This window comes from Bartonella sp. AA56HLJMS (assembly GCF_042197145.1).
Classification (GTDB): Bacteria; Pseudomonadota; Alphaproteobacteria; order Rhizobiales; family Rhizobiaceae; genus Bartonella.
Genome location: NZ_JBHIRL010000001.1, coordinates 16592 through 34861 on the forward strand (window position 1 = coordinate 16592; position 18270 = coordinate 34861).

An 18270-nucleotide genomic window follows, 5' to 3' on the forward strand; every position below is an offset into this window, starting at 1 on the left:
TCATTTAGACCATCATTATTTGCGCAAAATGTTACTTTTTTTGCAAAACATTATAGAATACGTAAAAAAATCTTTCTTCAATATCTAAGGCTCTCATTATAGAGCATTGCATAAATACTTTAACTCTTGTATCGTTTCTAATGAATAAATAGCGTCCTCTCCCTTCCAGAAACATAATGACAAATCTTACCGTTGAAAATTTGCCCGATATTACACTTTGTGCTCGCGATCTATTTCATATTGAAACAGATCTGAAAGTCCCTGCTTTTAGCACAAAAAGTCCCCATGTTCCTGATATCGATCCTGATTATCTTTTTGATCAGCAAACAACTTTAGCGATTCTCGCAGGTTTTACCTTTAACCGCCGTGTAATGGTTTCTGGCTATCACGGTACAGGGAAATCAACGCATATTGAACAAGTTGCTGCACGTCTTAACTGGCCTTGTCTTCGCATTAATCTCGATAGTCATGTAAGTCGTATCGATCTTGTAGGAAAAGATGCTATCGTTTTAAAAGATGGTTTACAAATCACTGAATTTAAAGAGGGCATTTTGCCATGGGCTTATCAAAATAATATTGCTCTTGTTTTCGACGAATATGATGCGGGGCGTCCCGATGTTATGTTTGTTATCCAACGCGTTCTTGAAACCTCTGGAAAACTAAGCTTACTTGATCAAAGCCGTGTCATCTCTCCCCATCCAGCATTTCGTCTTTTTGCAACGGCAAACACCATTGGTCTTGGTGATACAACCGGTCTCTATCATGGTACCCAACAGATCAATCAAGCTCAAATGGACCGCTGGTCTATTGTTACGATACTCAATTATTTACCCCATGATAAAGAGGTTAATATCATTTGTTCAAAGGTCAAATCTTTTCAAACGGCTGAGGGAAAAAAGACAATTTCACAAATGGTTCATGTTGCTGATATGGTACGCCAATCTTTTATCAATGGAGATCTTTCAACTGTCATGAGTCCACGTACCGTCATTACTTGGGCAGAAAATACAACAATTTTTCAAGATGTCGGCTTTGCCTTCCGATTAACCTTTCTCAATAAATGTGATGAACTCGAACGTGCCACTGTTGCAGAATTTTATCAACGCGCCTTTGGACAAGAGCTTCCCGAATCACTCATTCATGGTGTTTCGCCTTAAGGAATCTGTCACTCATGGCTACCGATATTGGCGACAACAAAAATCCGGCAAAAGATTCTTCCAACAACACTCTTAATGCTGAAGCTTTTAAAAAAGCACTTTCCACCTGTATGCGTGCGATTGCAGGCACAAACAACCTTGAAGTTTCCTTTAGTCATAACCGACCATCTTTAAGCGAAAGTTGCGCGCGTTTACCAGAATTACCTCAATACGCAACGAATAAAGACATCACTATTACCCGCGGACTAGGTGATTCCATGGCTCTGCGCAAAGCATGGCATGACAACCGCATTCACATGCAATTTTCTCCACCAGAATCAGAAGCACGTGCTATCTTTGATGCCCTCGAACAAACACGTGTTGAAGCAATTGGTACTTTAGCCATGGAGGGACTTGCAAAAAATCTTGATGTCATGCTCGCCGATAAATACAAAAGAGCCCATTATCATAAAATTAGCAACCAAAGTGAAGCCCCCATCCAAGAAGCGATTGCACTTTTATTGCGTGAAAAAATAACAAAGCGCGCAGCTCCAAGAGAAGCGGGTTCTGTCTTAGAATTGTGGCGTAAAGAACTCGAACAAAAAGCAGCATCACAACTCAATGAACTCCCACATCATATTTACAACCAAAAGGCTTTTGCGCAGATCGTTTGCCAAATGCTTATTACACTCAAAATGACAGTGCAACAAGATGAAGCTTCTAATAGTGAAAATAATAAAAAATTAAAAAACGAATGTGAACCTCAAGACCAAGCAGAAGAAGAAAGTAAAAACAAAAAACGCGCTCAAAGTGAAGAAAAAACCAGCACTAAACAAGAAAGTGATGTGCAAGATGATGGAAAAACACAAGCGACACAATCAAACAACAATGATCAAGCTGACGGCGAACAAAAAAATGGACCTTGGCAAGAAAAGCCGAGCAAACCCAAACACCTTTTTTCTGATTCGGAACAAATGGAAAGACTTGGCAATTATAAAATCTTCACCCGTCAATTTGATGAAATTTTGGAAGCAACAGATTTTTGTTCTGAAAACGAGTTAGATCACTTACGCCGTTATCTTGATAAGCAAATCAATCATCTCCAAAACATCGTTGGACGTTTAGCAAACCGTCTCCAGCGCCGCTTGATGGCGCAACAAAATCGCAACTGGAACTTTGACCTTGAAGAAGGATATCTTGATACAACACGGCTTCCACGTCTAATTATTGACCCCATGCAACCCCTTTCTTTTAAAATGGAAAGCAACACCCAATTTCGGGACACAGTTGTTTCACTTCTCATTGATAATTCTGGCTCAATGCGCGGACGCCCCATTAGCGTTGCTGCAAGTTGTGCTGATATTTTGGCACAAACTCTTGAGCGTTGTGGTGTCAAAGTTGAAATTTTAGGTTTTACCACCAAAACTTGGAAAGGGGGCAAATCGCGCGAACAATGGCTTACCCAAAACAAACTCCATAATCCTGGACGCCTCAATGATTTATGCCATATCATCTATAAAAGTGCTGATACCCCATGGCGTCGCGCACGACGCAATTTAGGTTTGATGATGCAAGAAGGATTATTAAAAGAAAATATCGACGGAGAAGCTTTGATTTGGGCTCATCAACGCCTTTTATCACGGCGTGAACAACGTCGCATCCTCATGGTCATTTCTGATGGCGCTCCTGTTGACGATTCGACACTATCGGTCAACTCCAGCAATTATTTAGAAAAACACTTACGCGCAGTGATTCAAGAAATCCAAACACACTCCCCTATTGAACTCATTGCCATTGGAATTGGTCATGACGTCACACGTTATTATCAACGTGCTGTAACAATTATGAATGCTGAAGAACTTGCCGACGCCATAACAAAACAATTAGAAATACTTTTTAGTGATAAAAGGACTCATATTCATAAGAAATAAACCTGCCTTGAATCAGCAACGATTACATTTAAAAAATTATTTCTATCATTAAACCATCGGAATTTGATGGCTAACAACCTGAGAAGATAATCCCACAAATTGAATATCGAATTTTAAAGAAGCTTCTACTTTACTGGATGCATTATGAGCTCTAAAAGAAATGCTCCAACCATCTTCAAAAATTGTAATGAGTCTGTTTTTACTTTCTGGTTATATTGCGACTGATAAAGTTTTGCTTAGAACTTTCCATTTACGACCATATCCCAGAGTACCATTCAAATTCAAAGACTGAATAATCACCCATTTTTGTCTCGATCTTGTGTTATTTCATTATATTGAAATACACGTATATAGAAAAATATCTCCACTAGACATAGCTCTAAAATGCTGCTCTCACAGAAAATATAATACCTAAACTTTCACCTTCAGTAATACAAAAAGATAAAAGTTGTATTTATTATACGCAAAAAAAGAGGATATTTTAAACACTAAGAATTTCTTTATAAAAGAATCGGCATAAATGGATTCATAGCAATTTTTCGGCAAAAATTGCTAAAGCAAGCGAAAGCCAACCTGTCCCCTAACCTTCCCAAAACAGTACTCACCACGGGTGATCTATCAACATAAGCTCCCATCTCATGGATAAAAGAAAAAATCTTTACTCACATAAAATATAAGAAAAACACGAAAAAAAATATTACTTCATTCACGAAAAAGAACACACCATTATATATCTTATCCGCACTCCTACATTCTTCCTTGCTTCCAAGCTTATTTCACGACAGCGCCCATATATGGCATAATGCAAAATCCAGAATCATCCTTTACTTTACAAGCTACAAGCCAAAAGCAGAATCCTACTTTCAAGTTTCCAATGTTTTTAAGATAAATCAATATACTTTCAGCGCCTAATATTGCACTTTTATTGCATTAAAGCTCTTCATAAGAAGTATTTCTTTCTCAAATGACGTTGTCCGCACGCCAATTCCTCTTATAACATAGGCAAGCAAATGATTTTTATTAACTCAACATAAGAGTATTTAAAACGCGTAAAATTTTATGATATTGGGCTCTTTCACTCAAATGAAAAATATAAGTTATCATTTTAAATCAATCTATTAATAAACATCAGTTGCAATTTCTGTCACATTGAATCATTTGTAAAAAGCATATTTAGCCCCTTCTCAAACAAATGACTTTATCTTTTCCTCACAAGAGAATTTTGAAATAAAAAAGCGTTTTGTGTTGGAGTTCTTACTTAAGTTGGTAAATGATAAAGTATCCATTATAACTAACGTGTCACACCAAGCATAGCGTACAATTTTCTTGGCTTCAGGAAAACAAAAAGACAAAAATCCTTATTTGTGACAAACAAAAGAGGAATCATCTTTTGAATGACATTGATAAAGAGGAAGCTTTACGATGTTAAGAATTGTCCCATAAGGAATCAACATCAACAGACTCATAATAATTTTTACCGAAAAATCACCAAAAGCAAGCGATAGCCAAACTGGCATGCCTATCCCTCCCAAAACAGTACTCTCCACCAGTGAACTATCTGCATACCCTGTTATCTTATCAAAAACAGCAAACGAGCTAGAAAAAGCAAGAGCAAAAAACAGCACTGTATCCAAAGCTGAACCAACCAACGCTGCTGCTAAAGGTGCTTTCCACCATGTTTTACGTCGCAAAGGAGTAAAAACCACAATATCAAGGAGTTGCCCAAATAAAAATGCAAAACTAGAAGCAAGTGCAAGCCGTGGTGTCGCCAATATCCAAGAAACAAAGACACCCGTAAAAAAACCAGCATAAACCACACGCCGCGCAGCAAATGGACCATAAAAACGATTGGTCAAATCATTGATTAGAAAAGCAAATGGATAGGTAAAAGCCCCATAAGTCAACAGCTCATTCAAATCAAACCAATAGACAGGATATTGAACTAAAATATTAGAAGCCGTGACAGCAAGGCACATTGCAAAAATAGAAAAAACAACATACCTTTTCTTTTGCTGTTCTAATAAAAGACCGCTTGAAGACATTTTTTTTAACCTGGGATATGGAACCAATAAAATGAAACGATCAACCTGCAAAAAACTTAACTTCTAGAACAGAAAACCGAAATCAAAGCGTTAATAAACCAAAAAGAATGGCGCTAACAATTATGCTGCTTGTTCAGCCTTTTGCTCACCTTCTTGCTCAGCTTTTTTCTTAATGATTTGGCGTTTTAGCAAACGCGCACGTTGCGACAACTCTTTATCGTCTGCTTTAATCAAAAAACCATCAAGACCACCGCGGTGCTCAACAGAACGCAATGCATTTGCTGAAATACGCAAGCGATAACTTTGCTGTAACACCTCTGAAATCAATGTCACATTGCAAAGATTTGGTAAAAAACGACGCCGAGTCTTATTATTCGCATGGCTAACATTATTACCATACAGAACCGTCTTCCCTGTCAATTCACATGCACGAGACATAAACTTCACCCTTAAACTCTAAGAAACTTTCAAATCCCCATACCCAAAGGACACAATGAACGCAAAACACGCGCAATGCAACCTTGAACGGGCATCATTGGGAAGTTTCTTTCTAATAGGGGGTCGACAACAAAAGGTCAAGTCTTTTATAAAACCTTTTTCATCTCTTGTTGGCTCATTTTTCATCTTTTTCCTCAATAAGGCGTGCAAATTCTGCCAAAAAGCGTACAAAATGTTTCTTTTAATATACACCATGTTAGAATGAAAGCTTATTGTCCTGAAAGGAAATATAAATCATGAGTAAACAAGAGTCCCCCATGACAAAGCTTCAAGAAAATCCTAACCGTTTTTCTTCTTTTTTGTTTGGAACTTTATGTGTTTGTTTTTTTCTTCTCTTCAGCGCATTAGGTATATGGCAAGTACAACGGTTAAACTGGAAAACAAATCTTATCACCAGTACCAATCAGCGCATTCATTTACCCCCCATAAAAGCCCCTCCAAAAAATCAATGGTCAGATGTTACTTTTGAAAAATATGAATATCAACCTGTTATTATCACAGGAAAATTTTTAACAGATAAAAATATTTTAGTCACGGCTGCCGCTCAAAATACTACAGGCTATTGGGTTTTGACTCCCTTACAAACTGCTGATAATATACTGATCTTTATCAACCGTGGCTTTATCCCCATGGATGAACGTAACAATTTTCAAAACACAGAGCAATCGCATACAAATGCCTTATCTCAGCAAAATTCTACCACGGACACAGAACAAACAACGATTATAGGTTTATTACGCATGAGTGAAAAAAATGGATTTTTCCCGCGTAAAAATAATCCTGACAAAAATTTATGGTATACGCGCGATCTCCCCGCTATGGCACAAAAACTTGGTTTGTCCACTGTTGCCCCTTATTTCATTGATGCCAGAAAAACATCTCCACAAGCAAAACTTCCCGTCGTTGGTCTTACGATTATCCATTTTCGAAATAATCATCTCGTTTATGCAATCACGTGGTTTATTTTAGCTGCTGGTGTGTTAGGAGGTTTTCTTTTTCTGCTACAGCAAAAAAACTAAAAAAATACCTCTTCCATCTCAAGTAACAAAAATTTTTAGAATCTTGAAAACTGATAAAGAGAATAAAATCTACCAACTTGCGCCTTTGTTAAATTAAAGATCATAGGCATACAATGAACTTTATACCATCCACAAAAGATTTACGCGACACTCTTAAAAAACATTGTCATAAACGCTTTTGAAAAACATAAAGTCAAATTTAAAAATAATAGGAAAGATGAGCACTCATTTTTGCCTTTATAATTTTATATTCTTGCTTCATTAGATTATTTCCCATTTCAGAGATTACTCCAATTGATATACGCAATACTTTCGCCTTCATCTAGTATAAAGGCTAATATAGCAGAGAACATACGGATGCATTTTTTGTTTCAAAACTGCTATGAAGATGAGATATTGAGTTATAAGCAACAAAAAAACATTTAATGTCTCAATGAGACTTTTATACCTATCATCACACCTCAAATGAGAGGTTTTTACAGGATAATAGAAAAAGGTGAGTATTCTATATTCTAAAAAGACAGTTTATCCTTTCAGTGTATTTTGCTAAAGGCTTATGCTATAAACGTATAAGCTTGTTTTACTAGAATTTTAACTCTTTCATTTTTAAGGCTTCTATTATGGGTGTTGTTGGAAAAAATTTTCCCATACCTGATCTTCATCAGGTTCGTCGTGTTCTTCTTTCTGTGTCTGATAAAACGGGTGTGGTTGCTTTTGCACAAGCTCTTCATGCTACCTACAATGTTGAATTGATTTCAACAGGAGGAACAGCCAAAACCCTCATAGCGGCTGGTTTACCCGTAAAAGATGTTGCTGAAGTTACTGGATTTCCTGAGATAATGGATGGACGTGTAAAAACACTCCATCCTTTGATTCATGGTGCTTTGTTAGGAGTAAGAGAAGATCCTAGCCATAGGGAAGCTATGGAAAAGAACAGCATTTATGGAATTGATCTTTTGGTGGTGAATCTTTACCCTTTTGAAGAGACGATCCTATCGGGAGCTGATGGACAAACGATTCTTGAAAATATTGATATCGGTGGACCGGCGATGATTCGCGCCGCGGCAAAAAATTATGCTTATACCGGTGTTGTAACAGCGATAAAAGATTATGATTCGATTCTAGCTGAATTAAAGCAGCATAATGGATGTTTAAGCTTATCCATGCGTCATCAGCTAGCAATGCGCGCTTATGCACACACCGCTGCTTATGATACGGCAATAGCATCGTGGTTTGCACGGGATTTAAAAATTGAAATGCCATCATGGCAGAGTTTTTCCGGTCATCTTGAAAGTGTTATGCGCTATGGGGAAAATCCACATCAACAGGCAGCATTTTATCGCAATAATGAAAAACGTTTTGGTATTGCAACAGCAAAACTTTTACAAGGCAAAGCGCTTTCTTATAACAATCTGAATGATACAGATGCAGCCTTTGAGCTTGTGGCAGAATTTGATCCGCAAAAAACCGCTGCTGTCGCTCTTATTAAACATGCCAATCCTTGTGGTGTTGCGGAAGGAGAAAATTTGAAAGAAGCTTATTTGAAAGCTCTTATGTGTGATAATGTATCGGCATTTGGTGGAATTGTTGCTTTAAATCAAACCCTTGATGAAGAATGTGCAGAAGAGATTGTTAAAATTTTCACGGAAGTGATTATTGCGCCTGACGCAACAATGGCAGCACGTGAAATCATTGCCAAGAAAAAAAATCTTCGTTTGCTTATTACAGGTGGTGTCCCTGATCCACGTTGTGGAGGACTTCTTGCGAAAACACTTGCAGGAGGCATTTTAGTGCAATCGCGTGATAATGTGGTGGTTGATGATCTTAAATTGCAAGTAGTGACAAAGCGGGCACCAACTCAAGATGAAATGCGTGATCTTCAATTTGCTTTTCGTGTAGCAAAACACGTTAAATCAAATGCTATTGTTTACGCGAAAAATAGCGCAACAGTTGGAATTGGAGCTGGACAAATGAGCCGCATCGATTCAGCAAAAATTGCTGCAAGTAAAGCAGCAGAAAGTGCGCAAAGAGCAGGCTTAACAGAAACTCTCACAAAAGGGTCTGTTGTTGCATCAGATGCATTTTTTCCTTTTGCAGATGGTTTATTAGCAGCAGCTGAAGCAGGGGCAACAGCAATTATTCAACCAGGAGGCTCCATGCGTGATGAAGAAGTTATCGCCGCAGCGGATGCACAGGGATTAGCGATGGTTTTTACAGGAACACGACACTTCCGACATTAATAATTTTGCTGCTTTTCTTTTCGTATGAGACAAATGTTTCAAGGAATTTTTCATAATTATCGTATAACTATTGATAACTGTTGAAATGGAAGCAGTTATTCAATCCAAAGAATCTACACGTGAAAAAGTTTATCACCGCAGAAAATGCACATAATTTAGCCATTGTTTAGGGATAAGATGCCTTTATTAACATTTTAATGGTTGCCCTTTCACATGAGGAAAATGTTAAAGGGATATTACTTTTTATGTAATTGCATACCTGTTATGATATTATAACACAACTCTTTTTAGTAATATGCTCTATTCTTAAACTAGAGAGTGTAATGAAAAGTTTGAGTAGAGGATATGAATATTCTACGTTTTTATAGTAATTGGCGCCGTTATCGTCGAACCGTTAATGCGTTAAGTCGTCTTTCAACATATGAACTCAGCGATCTTGGAATTTGTCGAGGTGATATTGATTCGATTGCACGACGTTATTCGCGTAAATCTTTATGAAAATTGTTTGAGATATTTGAGAGAATGCTTTGCTATAAAAAAGCGCGCATTTTGTGGTTTGTTATTATAACTTTATTTTTAGTATAATAACAAAGAGCAGAAGAGTTATTTTTCTCGGCCATTGTTATGTATTGTTTCTCGAATTTTCAGTGCTTCTATGATGTACAACATTTGATTTGTAATGATAATTTAGCGTTATTCATATTAAATTAGAACCCCGAACACCGTAAGATTCTTCCATTTCAAATCTATGTATGTTGAATCAACCAAAACCATTCGCCTGCACGTTACAAGCGGGGGAGCTGTATGGATAAAAGCTATTAAGAAAAAGCTAAAAATGCCTCTTATGAACCATCTCTAGTGCCAAGAACTGTTACAAACATTGGCACTGATCAATAGTGTGATAGTGCCGAACTGCTCCTTCATAAGCATAAAGATGGGGGGGGTGCTTAATGGATTTACCGTTATACCCATCACGGGCATCGTCGCAAAATAGGCTTGGAAGCGTTAAGGGATTTTTCTTTAAAATAAGTCCGTGAATATACAATACAATAGCGCTCTGTTTTTCGTGAGGAGTGTAACCCTATGTAATGCAACTCTCTCAGAGAGAAATGTTGATCCCAACAGCACACTTAAAAATTTATCGAAGATAAGCAACAGCTTAATTTTCTCTCCATATTTTTAAAGGATCAAAATCCTTAACTGGTACCCATCTGTCAACAATGATCTTTCAAAAACCTTTTTTCTGAAGCCAATCCCTTTTAGTATCACCTCATGAGATTCTATGAGCAAACCTTGCCTAAAAACATTCAACCCATACTCCAACAAAATGCTTCGTGTATAAAATTGATATAATCTTCAAATTTTGATAATATGACCACAATAAACGATAATGTTTTGCAACACGCAAGATAAAACCCAATATACTATGGGTTGGAACAATGTTCTAATTTTTATCAAACGCTTTACGGATAAAACGCCAACGAACTTTTTCCTGAAATGCAGGACGAAAATATAAAACAATCTGTTGTGTCCGTTGTGGACCTGTTAATTCTGCAAAATCAATTGAATCTTCAAGACAAATATCTGCGTCAGGCGATATAAAATACCATACTTGTTCGCTCTTCTCGTTCTCATTCTTTACGGCTAAACACACACGTTTGCCATCATAGTTAACTTCAACTTGTGGATGAAGATGAAAGCGAACAGCAACATGATCTTGTTCATTTTGCACACTCTTGTGTCTCTTTCCCCCTTTATTGGGCATAAAAAAGCGATCAAAACCTTCGATCGTATCTCCATTTGTCGCCAAAATAAGACCACGCTCATGAATAAGATTAAAGGGTCGCATATAACCATTATGACTCGCAATAAAACCCGTCTTCTCTGAATCCTCTATACGGCACACTTGAACGTCTGTTGGTCCATCAAACAAAAATGGCGCGCCATTTTTGTTTTTATGATAAAAAGCACCCACTGAACAATCATTAAGCGTAGCTGTTGAATGTGCTGCAGTAACACGCCCTAAATGTCGATACTCTTCCCGCCCATCAGGATTAACACCGGCATTGATAATAAAACGGTGCCCTTGTGAAGACATTTCAAAAGACAAACACCCCGAACAAGCCTGCTGTGCTACAGAGCGGGGTGGAAACTTTCCTGTATCTGCAAACACTGTTGTTTGATTGGCTTTTAAGCGCTGAAATCCTGAATAACGGGCATAACTAAAAGGATGCCCTCCTGTTTCATCAAGCTCCAAAAGCGATGATAACCGTTCCGACACAAGGGGACCAACCCCATTAAAATGAGCCAACGTTTGATCCTCATGGATAAAGAATCGTAAAGCTGGCAACATACGCTCAACAGAATCAATCAAAATACGGGGTGCTGTTTCATTGCTACGCATAAAAAGATGCCGTAACGACAATAAATCCGATAACAAATTCAGCAAAATAACAGGACTACGGGAAATATGCCCACCATCAACTAGGATTTGACGGGAAAGCTCCTCTATAAGTGTGGTTTGTACCTTTTTTTTCACTGCCGCAGAAACAGGCAAAGCAAGAGATGCGAATGTCAAAGCTACTGCTGCTTGTAAACGTTGATCATTGTGCTCCATACTACAAATTGTTACGCGCAAATAACGAAATTGCAAACCAAGTGCACGTAAAAAGCGTTTTTCAAACCGTTCACTTGCCCCTTCTAACAACATTTTCGAATGACAAATCCATGAAATCAAGCGCCGCGCCACAACAGGACTACTCCAAGCAAGCCCTTTTACCTTCTTGCCAGCATGGTCAAACCAATCTTCTAAAAGAGAGCGTGCATGTGCAGAAGCTAAATCACTTCCTGCTGCCTCCATATGGCGCAACCAATGAAAATCATGTAGAGCCGCTTCCCATTCTAGCGTTGGTGGAACCAATGAAAACGGCGAAACAGCACCAGAATGAACAATGTGACCAGCAAAAGCAAAACGACCATGATAAAATTCATGCGCCATCATCGGATCAGCTACATGCAAATCCATGGGATGCGCTAAAATTTTATGAGGACGAAACCCTGAAAACCGCCAACGAAACAATGGTCCAACCCATAAACGCCGCATAACATTCTGTATCGTATCGATACAGGCTGCCACTTTTACCTGAGGAGCTTTTACCGCAACCGCCAAAATTTCATCTCCATTTATGCTGAATCAAATACAATTTCGACCATTTTTGTAAATGAAGCGTTAATTAAGCAATTTTTCGTAAGCGCGCAGCAAAAAAACCATCCATTCCTAAAAATACGGTTTTCTCAGCATCAAAATTTTTATGACAAAAATCCGCAGGCGTTGTCCGTAACATCCCCCCACAAAGCAAATGTTCCAGTGCTCCCATTTCCTCTGGATAAATAGGGTCTAAAACAATGTCATTGCGTATCGATAAAATTTTCTCAATAAGATCTTCACCTTCTTCTCTTGCCAATGAACAATTGGAAAAAACAATCCGTCCCCCATCCTTTACCAAAGAAATTGCTGCGACAAGCAAATCATATTGCAACGCCGCTAACTTGACGATATCTTCCCTCGATTTCGTCCATAAAATATCTGGATGACGACGGATTGTTCCTGTAGAAGAACAAGGAGCATCAAGAAGAACCGCATCAAAAAGCTGTGTGGGATAGAAATTTCTCACATCGCCCTGCCAAATGTGAACTGAAAAATGAAGCCGTTCCATATTTTCTTTTAAACGCTTTATGCGGTTAGCAGAAAGCTCAATTGCAGTCACCTCAGCCCCTTGCAAAGCCAATTGTGCTGTTTTTCCTCCAGGGCTCGCACAAAGATCAGCAACGCGTTTACCCTCAATACTCCCAAGTAAACAAGCAGGCAAAGCTGCTGCAAAATCTTGGACCCACCAAGATCCTTCACGATAGCCTGGTAAATCAGAAACAGAGCACTCCAGACGCTTCAATCGAACAGAACCATTGGGCAATACCACACCGCCAAGCCTTTCAGCCCATCCACCACTATCAGATTTCACTGTCAAATCGAAAGGAGGTTCCACACTTTGAATTGCGATAATCTGATGTGCCTTTTCTGTTCCATAAGCTGATATTAAAAGCTGTCCAAACCACGTTGGCACACCTTCAATGGTAGGAACTTGTTGACGTAAAGGCTCTGCCTCACGTGCAACATTGCGCAAAAGAGCATTCACCACCCCTGAAAAACGGCGCATTCGAGGATCAAGTTTCGCCACACGCACAGCTAAATCAATAGCCGCATGATCGGGAATATCAAGATAAAGAATTTGTGCAACACTGATATGCAAAAGATGCTGAAGTGAAAGTGCTTGTGAAGGCAAAGGACGCGCCAAAAAGCGTGAGAGAGCCACCATAATCTGCCCTCGATGACGCAATGAAGCTGTTAAAATAGCCCGACATAACAAACGATCTCGTTGTGAAAGCTTCAAATATTGTGGATGTCCGTGTTCATTATCCGTCAAACCAGACAGAGGCGTGTACTTATCAACTACCGCCCCCAAAAGACGCACACACACCTGTCGAACAGCTAATCCTGGAACATTTTTTTCAGACACATGCCCCGCTTTTTTGTGTTTCAAACCACCACCTTTATATTATTGCTTCCTTAAAAACTCCCTCAATAACTCTATGAACGAGATCTTTTTGAATTTTCATAACGAAGCCAAGAAGGACGTTTTGTAACACGCTGAAAAGAACTATTTTCTTTCTCACCTAATGCATGAGCCTGACCACTATGAAAATCTCCATAGTTCATCCCGCTGCTTTTTTCATGTATAGCGTCTTCTTTATTCCATCCCACACTTTTGGCAAGAGCCCCTTTCATCTCTTCTGCTTGCTGATAAAGAGCAGCAATACGATTTGCAGTTGCTGGATGTGTCGAAAAAAGACTATCCGCTCCCTCACCGCTCAAAGGATTAATAATAAACAGATGCGCGGTTGCTGGATTATGCTCTGCTTCTTCATTATATACCCCACGTCCCCCATCAGCAATCTTACGCAATGCCGAAGCCAACCATAAAGGATTACCACATATTTCAGCCCCTCTCCGATCCGCAGCATATTCCCGTGTACGGCTAATCGCCATTTGCACCAGCATCGCTGCAAAAGGCGCCACGAGCAATGCAATAAATCCTCCAATTGCCCCAGCGCCATGAGAATCTTCTGAAGAGTTACGCTGTCCTCCCATAAAGAAAGCAAAATTACCAAGCATTGAAATTGCCCCTGCAATCGTTGCGGTCAGAGTCATTGTTAACGTATCACGATGCTCAATATGTGCGAGCTCATGCGCCATAACGCCGGCAATTTCCTCAGCGCTTAACCGCTCTAACAACCCAGTACTTGCAGCAACAGCTGCATTTTGCGGATTACGTCCCGTTGCAAAAGCATTTGGCTGTGCATTCTCAATAACATAAACCTTTGGTTGAGGAAGAGAAGCCTTTTGTGCTAAATCGCTTACAATCTTATAATAAACTGGTGCTGAATGCTGATCAACTTCACGCGCCCCGTACATGCGTAAAACGATTTTATCTGAATTCCAATAAGAAAAAAAGTTTAAACCACTTGCCATCAAAAGAGCAATGACCATGCCACCGCCCCCTCCAACAAGATAACCAACTCCCATAAAGAGAGCAGTTAAAAAAGCCAAAAGCATAGCTGTACGCATTATATTCATTACTCAAAAAACTCCATGATAAAAGTCAATCAATACTATATGATGGTGTTTTCTTTCTGCTTCTTCAATGGAATAGGTGTAAAATGAATAAAAAAGATGAGAAAACAAGCAAAAAAAATGCAACTGACGTTAAACAGCAATCTCTTTCTCCCGCAGCACAACGCGCTCTCCAAGAAGCTGAAGAAAGACGAAAACACGCAGCAAAAAAAGAACAACCTTTAGAAAATGGTGGACGCGGCGGCAAGGACCCTTCCCGCTATGGAGATTGGGAAATTAAAGGCCGCGCCATTGATTTTTAAAACCATTGATTTAAAAAAACCATGCTTCTTATGCTGTAGCAGATTCTGCTTCAGCCGCTGCAGCTGCTTCTTCTGCCGCTTGCTTTGCTGCTGCTATACGTTCTTGTGCTTTTTTACCCGGTTCACCTTTATGTGGATTATTACGAGTTGGACGCTTTTTCAAGCCAGCTGCATCTAAAAACCGTAAAACGCGATCTGTTGGTTGAGCCCCTTGCCCAAGCCAATATTGGATACGTTCTTCATTAAGTTTCACCCTCGGTCCATCTTTAGGCAACATTGGATCCCATGCACCAACACGTTCAAGAAACCGCCCATCGCGCGGACTACGAACATCTGCAACGACGATATGATAGTAAGGACGTTTTTTTGAACCTCCACGGGACAAACGAATTTTCAATGCCATATTTTATCTCCTATTGTCAGCTCTGGCTTTCGTTTAAATTGACTTTTTTGTTTTTTGCTCTTCAGCAATAACTTCATGATGACTCACAACTTCTTTAATAATAAATTTTAAAAATCTTTCAGCAAAATCAGGATCAAGATGACTATCTATAGCCAATTGCCGCAAACGCGCTACCTGATATTGCTCACGCAGAGGATCTACTTTAGGCAAATCATAACGGGCTTTTAAGCGCCCAACAGCTTTCGTACAACGAAACCGCTCTGCTAAGATATGAATCAAGGTTGCATCAAAATTATCAATGGATGCTCGTAAATGTGCCAATTCGTTTAATACTGTTTCCTGCATTATATTCCTTTCCCTCTTTACATCTTATTTTTTCTTAGGATGCTGAGGAAAATTTCCCCCATCGACAATGCCATTGGAAAGACCAGGAAATGTAGGTCCACGCTTAGGAAGTCCGGGCAAGAGCTTCCCTCCATTACCATTTTCAATTTGCTTTTGAAGCATTGAGAATTGCTTTGGATCCAATCCCGACAAATCCGGTATAGCTGGAGAATCCCCTCCCAAGTTTCCCATACCACCAAAACCCATTTTGGAACCAAGGCCTCCCAACATTTTTCCCATAAAACCACTTTTTCCTTTACCACCCATGGCTTTCATCATATCAGCCATTTGGCGATACATCTTCAAAAGTTTATTAATATCAGCCGCTGTCGTACCAGACCCCTTAGCAATTCGTTGTTTGCGGCTATGTTTTAAAAGCTCTGGATTCGCCCGCTCTTTGGGTGTCATAGATGAAATAATGGCCAATTGACGATCAAACAAACGATCATCAAACCCCGCAGCCGCAATCTGCTCTTTGACCTTCCCCATTCCTGGCAACATGCCCATAATACCGCCCATTCCACCCAGTTTTTTCATTTTCTGCAACTGTTCTGCAAGATCATTCAGATCAAATTTTCCGGCTTGCATTTTTTTTGCAAAAGCAGCAGCTTTCTCGTGATCCATTGTTTCAGCAGCTTTTTCAACCAAAGAAACAATATCCCCCATTCCGAGAATACGATCAGCAATACGACTGGGATGAAATTCTTCTAAAGCATCTATTTTTTCACCAGTTCCAATTGCTTTAATTGGTTTACCTGTAACAGCACGCATAGAAAGAGCAGCGCCACCACGCCCATCACTATCCATCCGTGTTAAAATAATCCCCGTAATCCCGACACGCTCATCAAAAGAACGAGCAAGATGAACGGCATCTTGCCCCGTCAAACTATCAGCCACCAACATAATCTCATGAGGAAGGGAACATGCTTTAATTTCAGCCAATTCGAGCATCAAAGCTTCATCAATATGATTACGTCCTGCTGTGTCAAGAAGAAGCACGTCATAACCACCCAATTTAGCAGCCTGTACGGCACGTGATGCAATATCAACGGGCAGCTGACCCGCAATAATAGGCAAGCTTGCAAGTTTTGCCTGTTCTCCCAATTGGCGCAATTGCTCCTGTGCAGCGGGACGGCGTGTATCTAATGACGCCATGAGAACTTTTTTATTGTGCTTATCAGTAAAACGTTTTGCAAGCTTTGCTGTTGTGGTTGTTTTTCCCGAACCTTGCAAACCAGTCATCATGATAACAACTGGAGCTGGTGCATTTAAATCACTCAGAACGCTTTCACTTCCAAGAATATGAACCAATTCATCATGAACAATTTTAACCACCATTTGGCCTGGTTTAATTGATTTAACGATTTCGGCCCCAACAGCTTTTTCCCGAACTCTATCGGTAAAAGAGCGCACAACATCAAGAGCAACATCAGCTTCCAATAAAGCGCGACGAATTTCACGCAGCGCCTCTACAACATCCTGATCCGATAAAGCGCCACGTCCCGTCAAATGAGACAGGATAGAACCAAGTCGCTCTTGCAAGGATTCAAACATCATTTACCTCATTGTTGCATAACAAACAAACCAAAATAGCATCCGAGAACGCATCGCGCCGTCGGATGTTGACCTCTGAGATCTCTTTATACCCTTAAACTGGGGTCTCAGTCGGTGGCTCCAAGTTAATTTTGTCACTGAAAGCTTGCTCCTTCAAACAATAAAACCCCAGCTTTGTCAAGTTTTATCATAAAATATCTTTTTATACGAAGAAATAAAAACAACAAATACTATACTTCAAAACTTTCAACTTCAACACGCATAAAACAACCTGTTTCCTGTTCCATGCTCCATAATTTTCCGCTAGAGATATCAAACCAAACACCATGCAATGTCAAAAAACCTTGATCTTTGCGAAGCTTTATCCACGGAAACGTCTCTAAATTTCTCAACGAATGGCGAATAGAAAGCTGCTCTAATGCCGTCTGTTTTTCTGGCCAAGACAGCGACTTATTATTCAAAACGATTTCTGCTGCTGGTGCTAAGAGACTTATCCATTGACCGATAAAATCATTTGATAATAAAGATTTATATGTCTCATTAAGAGCAGTACGAATGCCTCCACAATGGGCATGACCAAAAACGACAATATGTCTCACCTCAAGCAATTGCACAGCATATTCAAGAGCTGCTGATGTTGCGTGATATTGGTCATCAGGAGAAAAAGGAGGAACCACATTCGCCACGTTGCGCAGGGTGAAAATTTCCCCTGGCTTAGCATCAAAAATCATTTCTGGTACTGCACGCGAATCACAACAAGCAATGACCAAAACTTCAGGTTTCTGCCCCTCAATCGCCAATTGCTGATAATCTGCTATTTTATATAAAAAATGATTGTTTATAAAGTTTTGGTAACCACTTAAAAGTCTTTCTGGTAAATGCGCCATTCTCTCTTTACTTTTGCTTCTTTTTTTACTTTCATTTTGTATATTTTAAAAAACAAACTATTAACATACAAAAATACTAAAAGTGCCCTTTCCTTGAAGCAAAATATTTCTTTAAAGTACAAAATATTACTAAAAAATAGCAAAAACAAACTCATTCTTTCCAAATAAAGAGCTATTTTCTTTAG

General features: G+C 39.3%; 14 protein-coding genes and 2 pseudogenes. 6 read left to right on the forward strand and 10 right to left on the reverse strand.

Annotated elements, in window-relative coordinates; translation table 11 throughout:
- The first annotated feature begins 176 nt into the window (after window positions 1-176).
- A complete protein-coding gene (gene cobS, locus ACFINI_RS00090) occupies window positions 177-1157 on the forward strand; it encodes a cobaltochelatase subunit CobS (protein ID WP_375612717.1) in 981 nt (326 codons plus the stop codon).
- A 14-nt stretch (window positions 1158-1171) separates the two neighbouring features.
- Window positions 1172-3067, forward strand: coding sequence for a cobaltochelatase subunit CobT (gene cobT, locus ACFINI_RS00095; protein WP_375645286.1), 1896 nt, complete (start codon window positions 1172-1174; stop codon window positions 3065-3067).
- Window positions 3068-3115: 48 nt separating this feature from the next.
- On the opposite strand, the pseudogene ACFINI_RS00100 reads toward cobT, so the two are convergent.
- The 3 genes and pseudogenes from ACFINI_RS00100 to rpmB form a co-directional block, all read right to left on the reverse strand.
- Window positions 3116-3262, reverse strand: a pseudogene (locus ACFINI_RS00100) (HaeIII family restriction endonuclease); the annotation flags it as partial.
- Between the two features lie 1163 nt (window positions 3263-4425).
- Window positions 4426-5109: a VUT family protein gene (locus ACFINI_RS00105; protein ID WP_375645287.1), complete on the reverse strand. Its 684-nt coding sequence runs from the start codon at window positions 5107-5109 to the stop codon at window positions 4426-4428.
- Window positions 5110-5229: 120 nt separating this feature from the next.
- Complete coding sequence (rpmB, locus tag ACFINI_RS00110) at window positions 5230-5547, reverse strand: 50S ribosomal protein L28 (RefSeq protein ID WP_375612235.1); 318 nt, start codon at window positions 5545-5547, stop codon at window positions 5230-5232.
- A 296-nt stretch (window positions 5548-5843) separates the two neighbouring features.
- On the opposite strand from rpmB, the gene ACFINI_RS00115 reads away from it, so the two are divergent.
- The 3 genes from ACFINI_RS00115 (at window position 5844) to ACFINI_RS00125 (ending at window position 9364) form a co-directional block, all read left to right on the forward strand.
- Window positions 5844-6626, forward strand: coding sequence for an SURF1 family protein (locus ACFINI_RS00115; RefSeq protein WP_375645288.1), 783 nt, complete (start codon window positions 5844-5846; stop codon window positions 6624-6626).
- 620 nt (window positions 6627-7246) lie between these two features.
- Entirely contained in the window at window positions 7247-8866 is a 1620-nt protein-coding gene (purH, locus tag ACFINI_RS00120) for a bifunctional phosphoribosylaminoimidazolecarboxamide formyltransferase/IMP cyclohydrolase (protein ID WP_375622113.1), read from the forward strand.
- A 345-nt stretch (window positions 8867-9211) separates the two neighbouring features.
- Window positions 9212-9364 (forward strand): DUF1127 domain-containing protein, encoded by a 153-nt coding sequence (locus ACFINI_RS00125; RefSeq protein WP_273790070.1) that lies wholly within the window; start codon window positions 9212-9214, stop codon window positions 9362-9364.
- Between the two features lie 946 nt (window positions 9365-10310).
- Here the strand turns inward: ACFINI_RS00125 and ACFINI_RS00130 are convergent.
- The 3 genes from ACFINI_RS00130 to htpX all read right to left on the reverse strand — a co-directional run bounded on the left by ACFINI_RS00130 (window position 10311) and on the right by htpX (window position 14558).
- Complete coding sequence (locus ACFINI_RS00130; protein ID WP_375645289.1) at window positions 10311-12035, reverse strand: heparinase II/III family protein; 1725 nt, start codon at window positions 12033-12035, stop codon at window positions 10311-10313.
- Between the two features lie 64 nt (window positions 12036-12099).
- A complete protein-coding gene (locus ACFINI_RS00135) occupies window positions 12100-13464 on the reverse strand; it encodes an RsmB/NOP family class I SAM-dependent RNA methyltransferase (RefSeq protein WP_375645290.1) in 1365 nt (454 codons plus the stop codon).
- A 47-nt stretch (window positions 13465-13511) separates the two neighbouring features.
- A complete protein-coding gene (gene htpX / locus ACFINI_RS00140; protein WP_375630696.1) occupies window positions 13512-14558 on the reverse strand; it encodes a zinc metalloprotease HtpX in 1047 nt (348 codons plus the stop codon).
- 83 nt (window positions 14559-14641) lie between these two features.
- Between htpX and ACFINI_RS00145 the strand changes: the two genes are divergently transcribed.
- Window positions 14642-14857, forward strand: coding sequence for a DUF1674 domain-containing protein (locus tag ACFINI_RS00145; protein ID WP_375612228.1), 216 nt, complete (start codon window positions 14642-14644; stop codon window positions 14855-14857).
- A gap of 28 nt (window positions 14858-14885) precedes the next feature.
- On the opposite strand, the gene rpsP is transcribed toward ACFINI_RS00145, so the two are convergent.
- The 4 genes and pseudogenes from rpsP to ACFINI_RS00165 all read right to left on the reverse strand — a co-directional run bounded on the left by rpsP (window position 14886) and on the right by ACFINI_RS00165 (window position 18085).
- Entirely contained in the window at window positions 14886-15260 is a 375-nt protein-coding gene (gene rpsP / locus ACFINI_RS00150) for a 30S ribosomal protein S16 (protein WP_375612227.1), read from the reverse strand.
- Between the two features lie 16 nt (window positions 15261-15276).
- A pseudogene (locus ACFINI_RS00155) lies at window positions 15277-15605 on the reverse strand (chorismate mutase).
- Between the two features lie 24 nt (window positions 15606-15629).
- On the reverse strand, window positions 15630-17198 hold the full coding sequence (gene ffh, locus ACFINI_RS00160) for a signal recognition particle protein (RefSeq protein WP_375612251.1): 1569 nt from the start codon (window positions 17196-17198) through the stop codon (window positions 15630-15632).
- A 230-nt stretch (window positions 17199-17428) separates the two neighbouring features.
- Window positions 17429-18085 (reverse strand): carbonic anhydrase, encoded by a 657-nt coding sequence (locus ACFINI_RS00165; protein WP_375612226.1) that lies wholly within the window; start codon window positions 18083-18085, stop codon window positions 17429-17431.
- Between the last annotated feature and the right edge of the window lie 185 nt (window positions 18086-18270).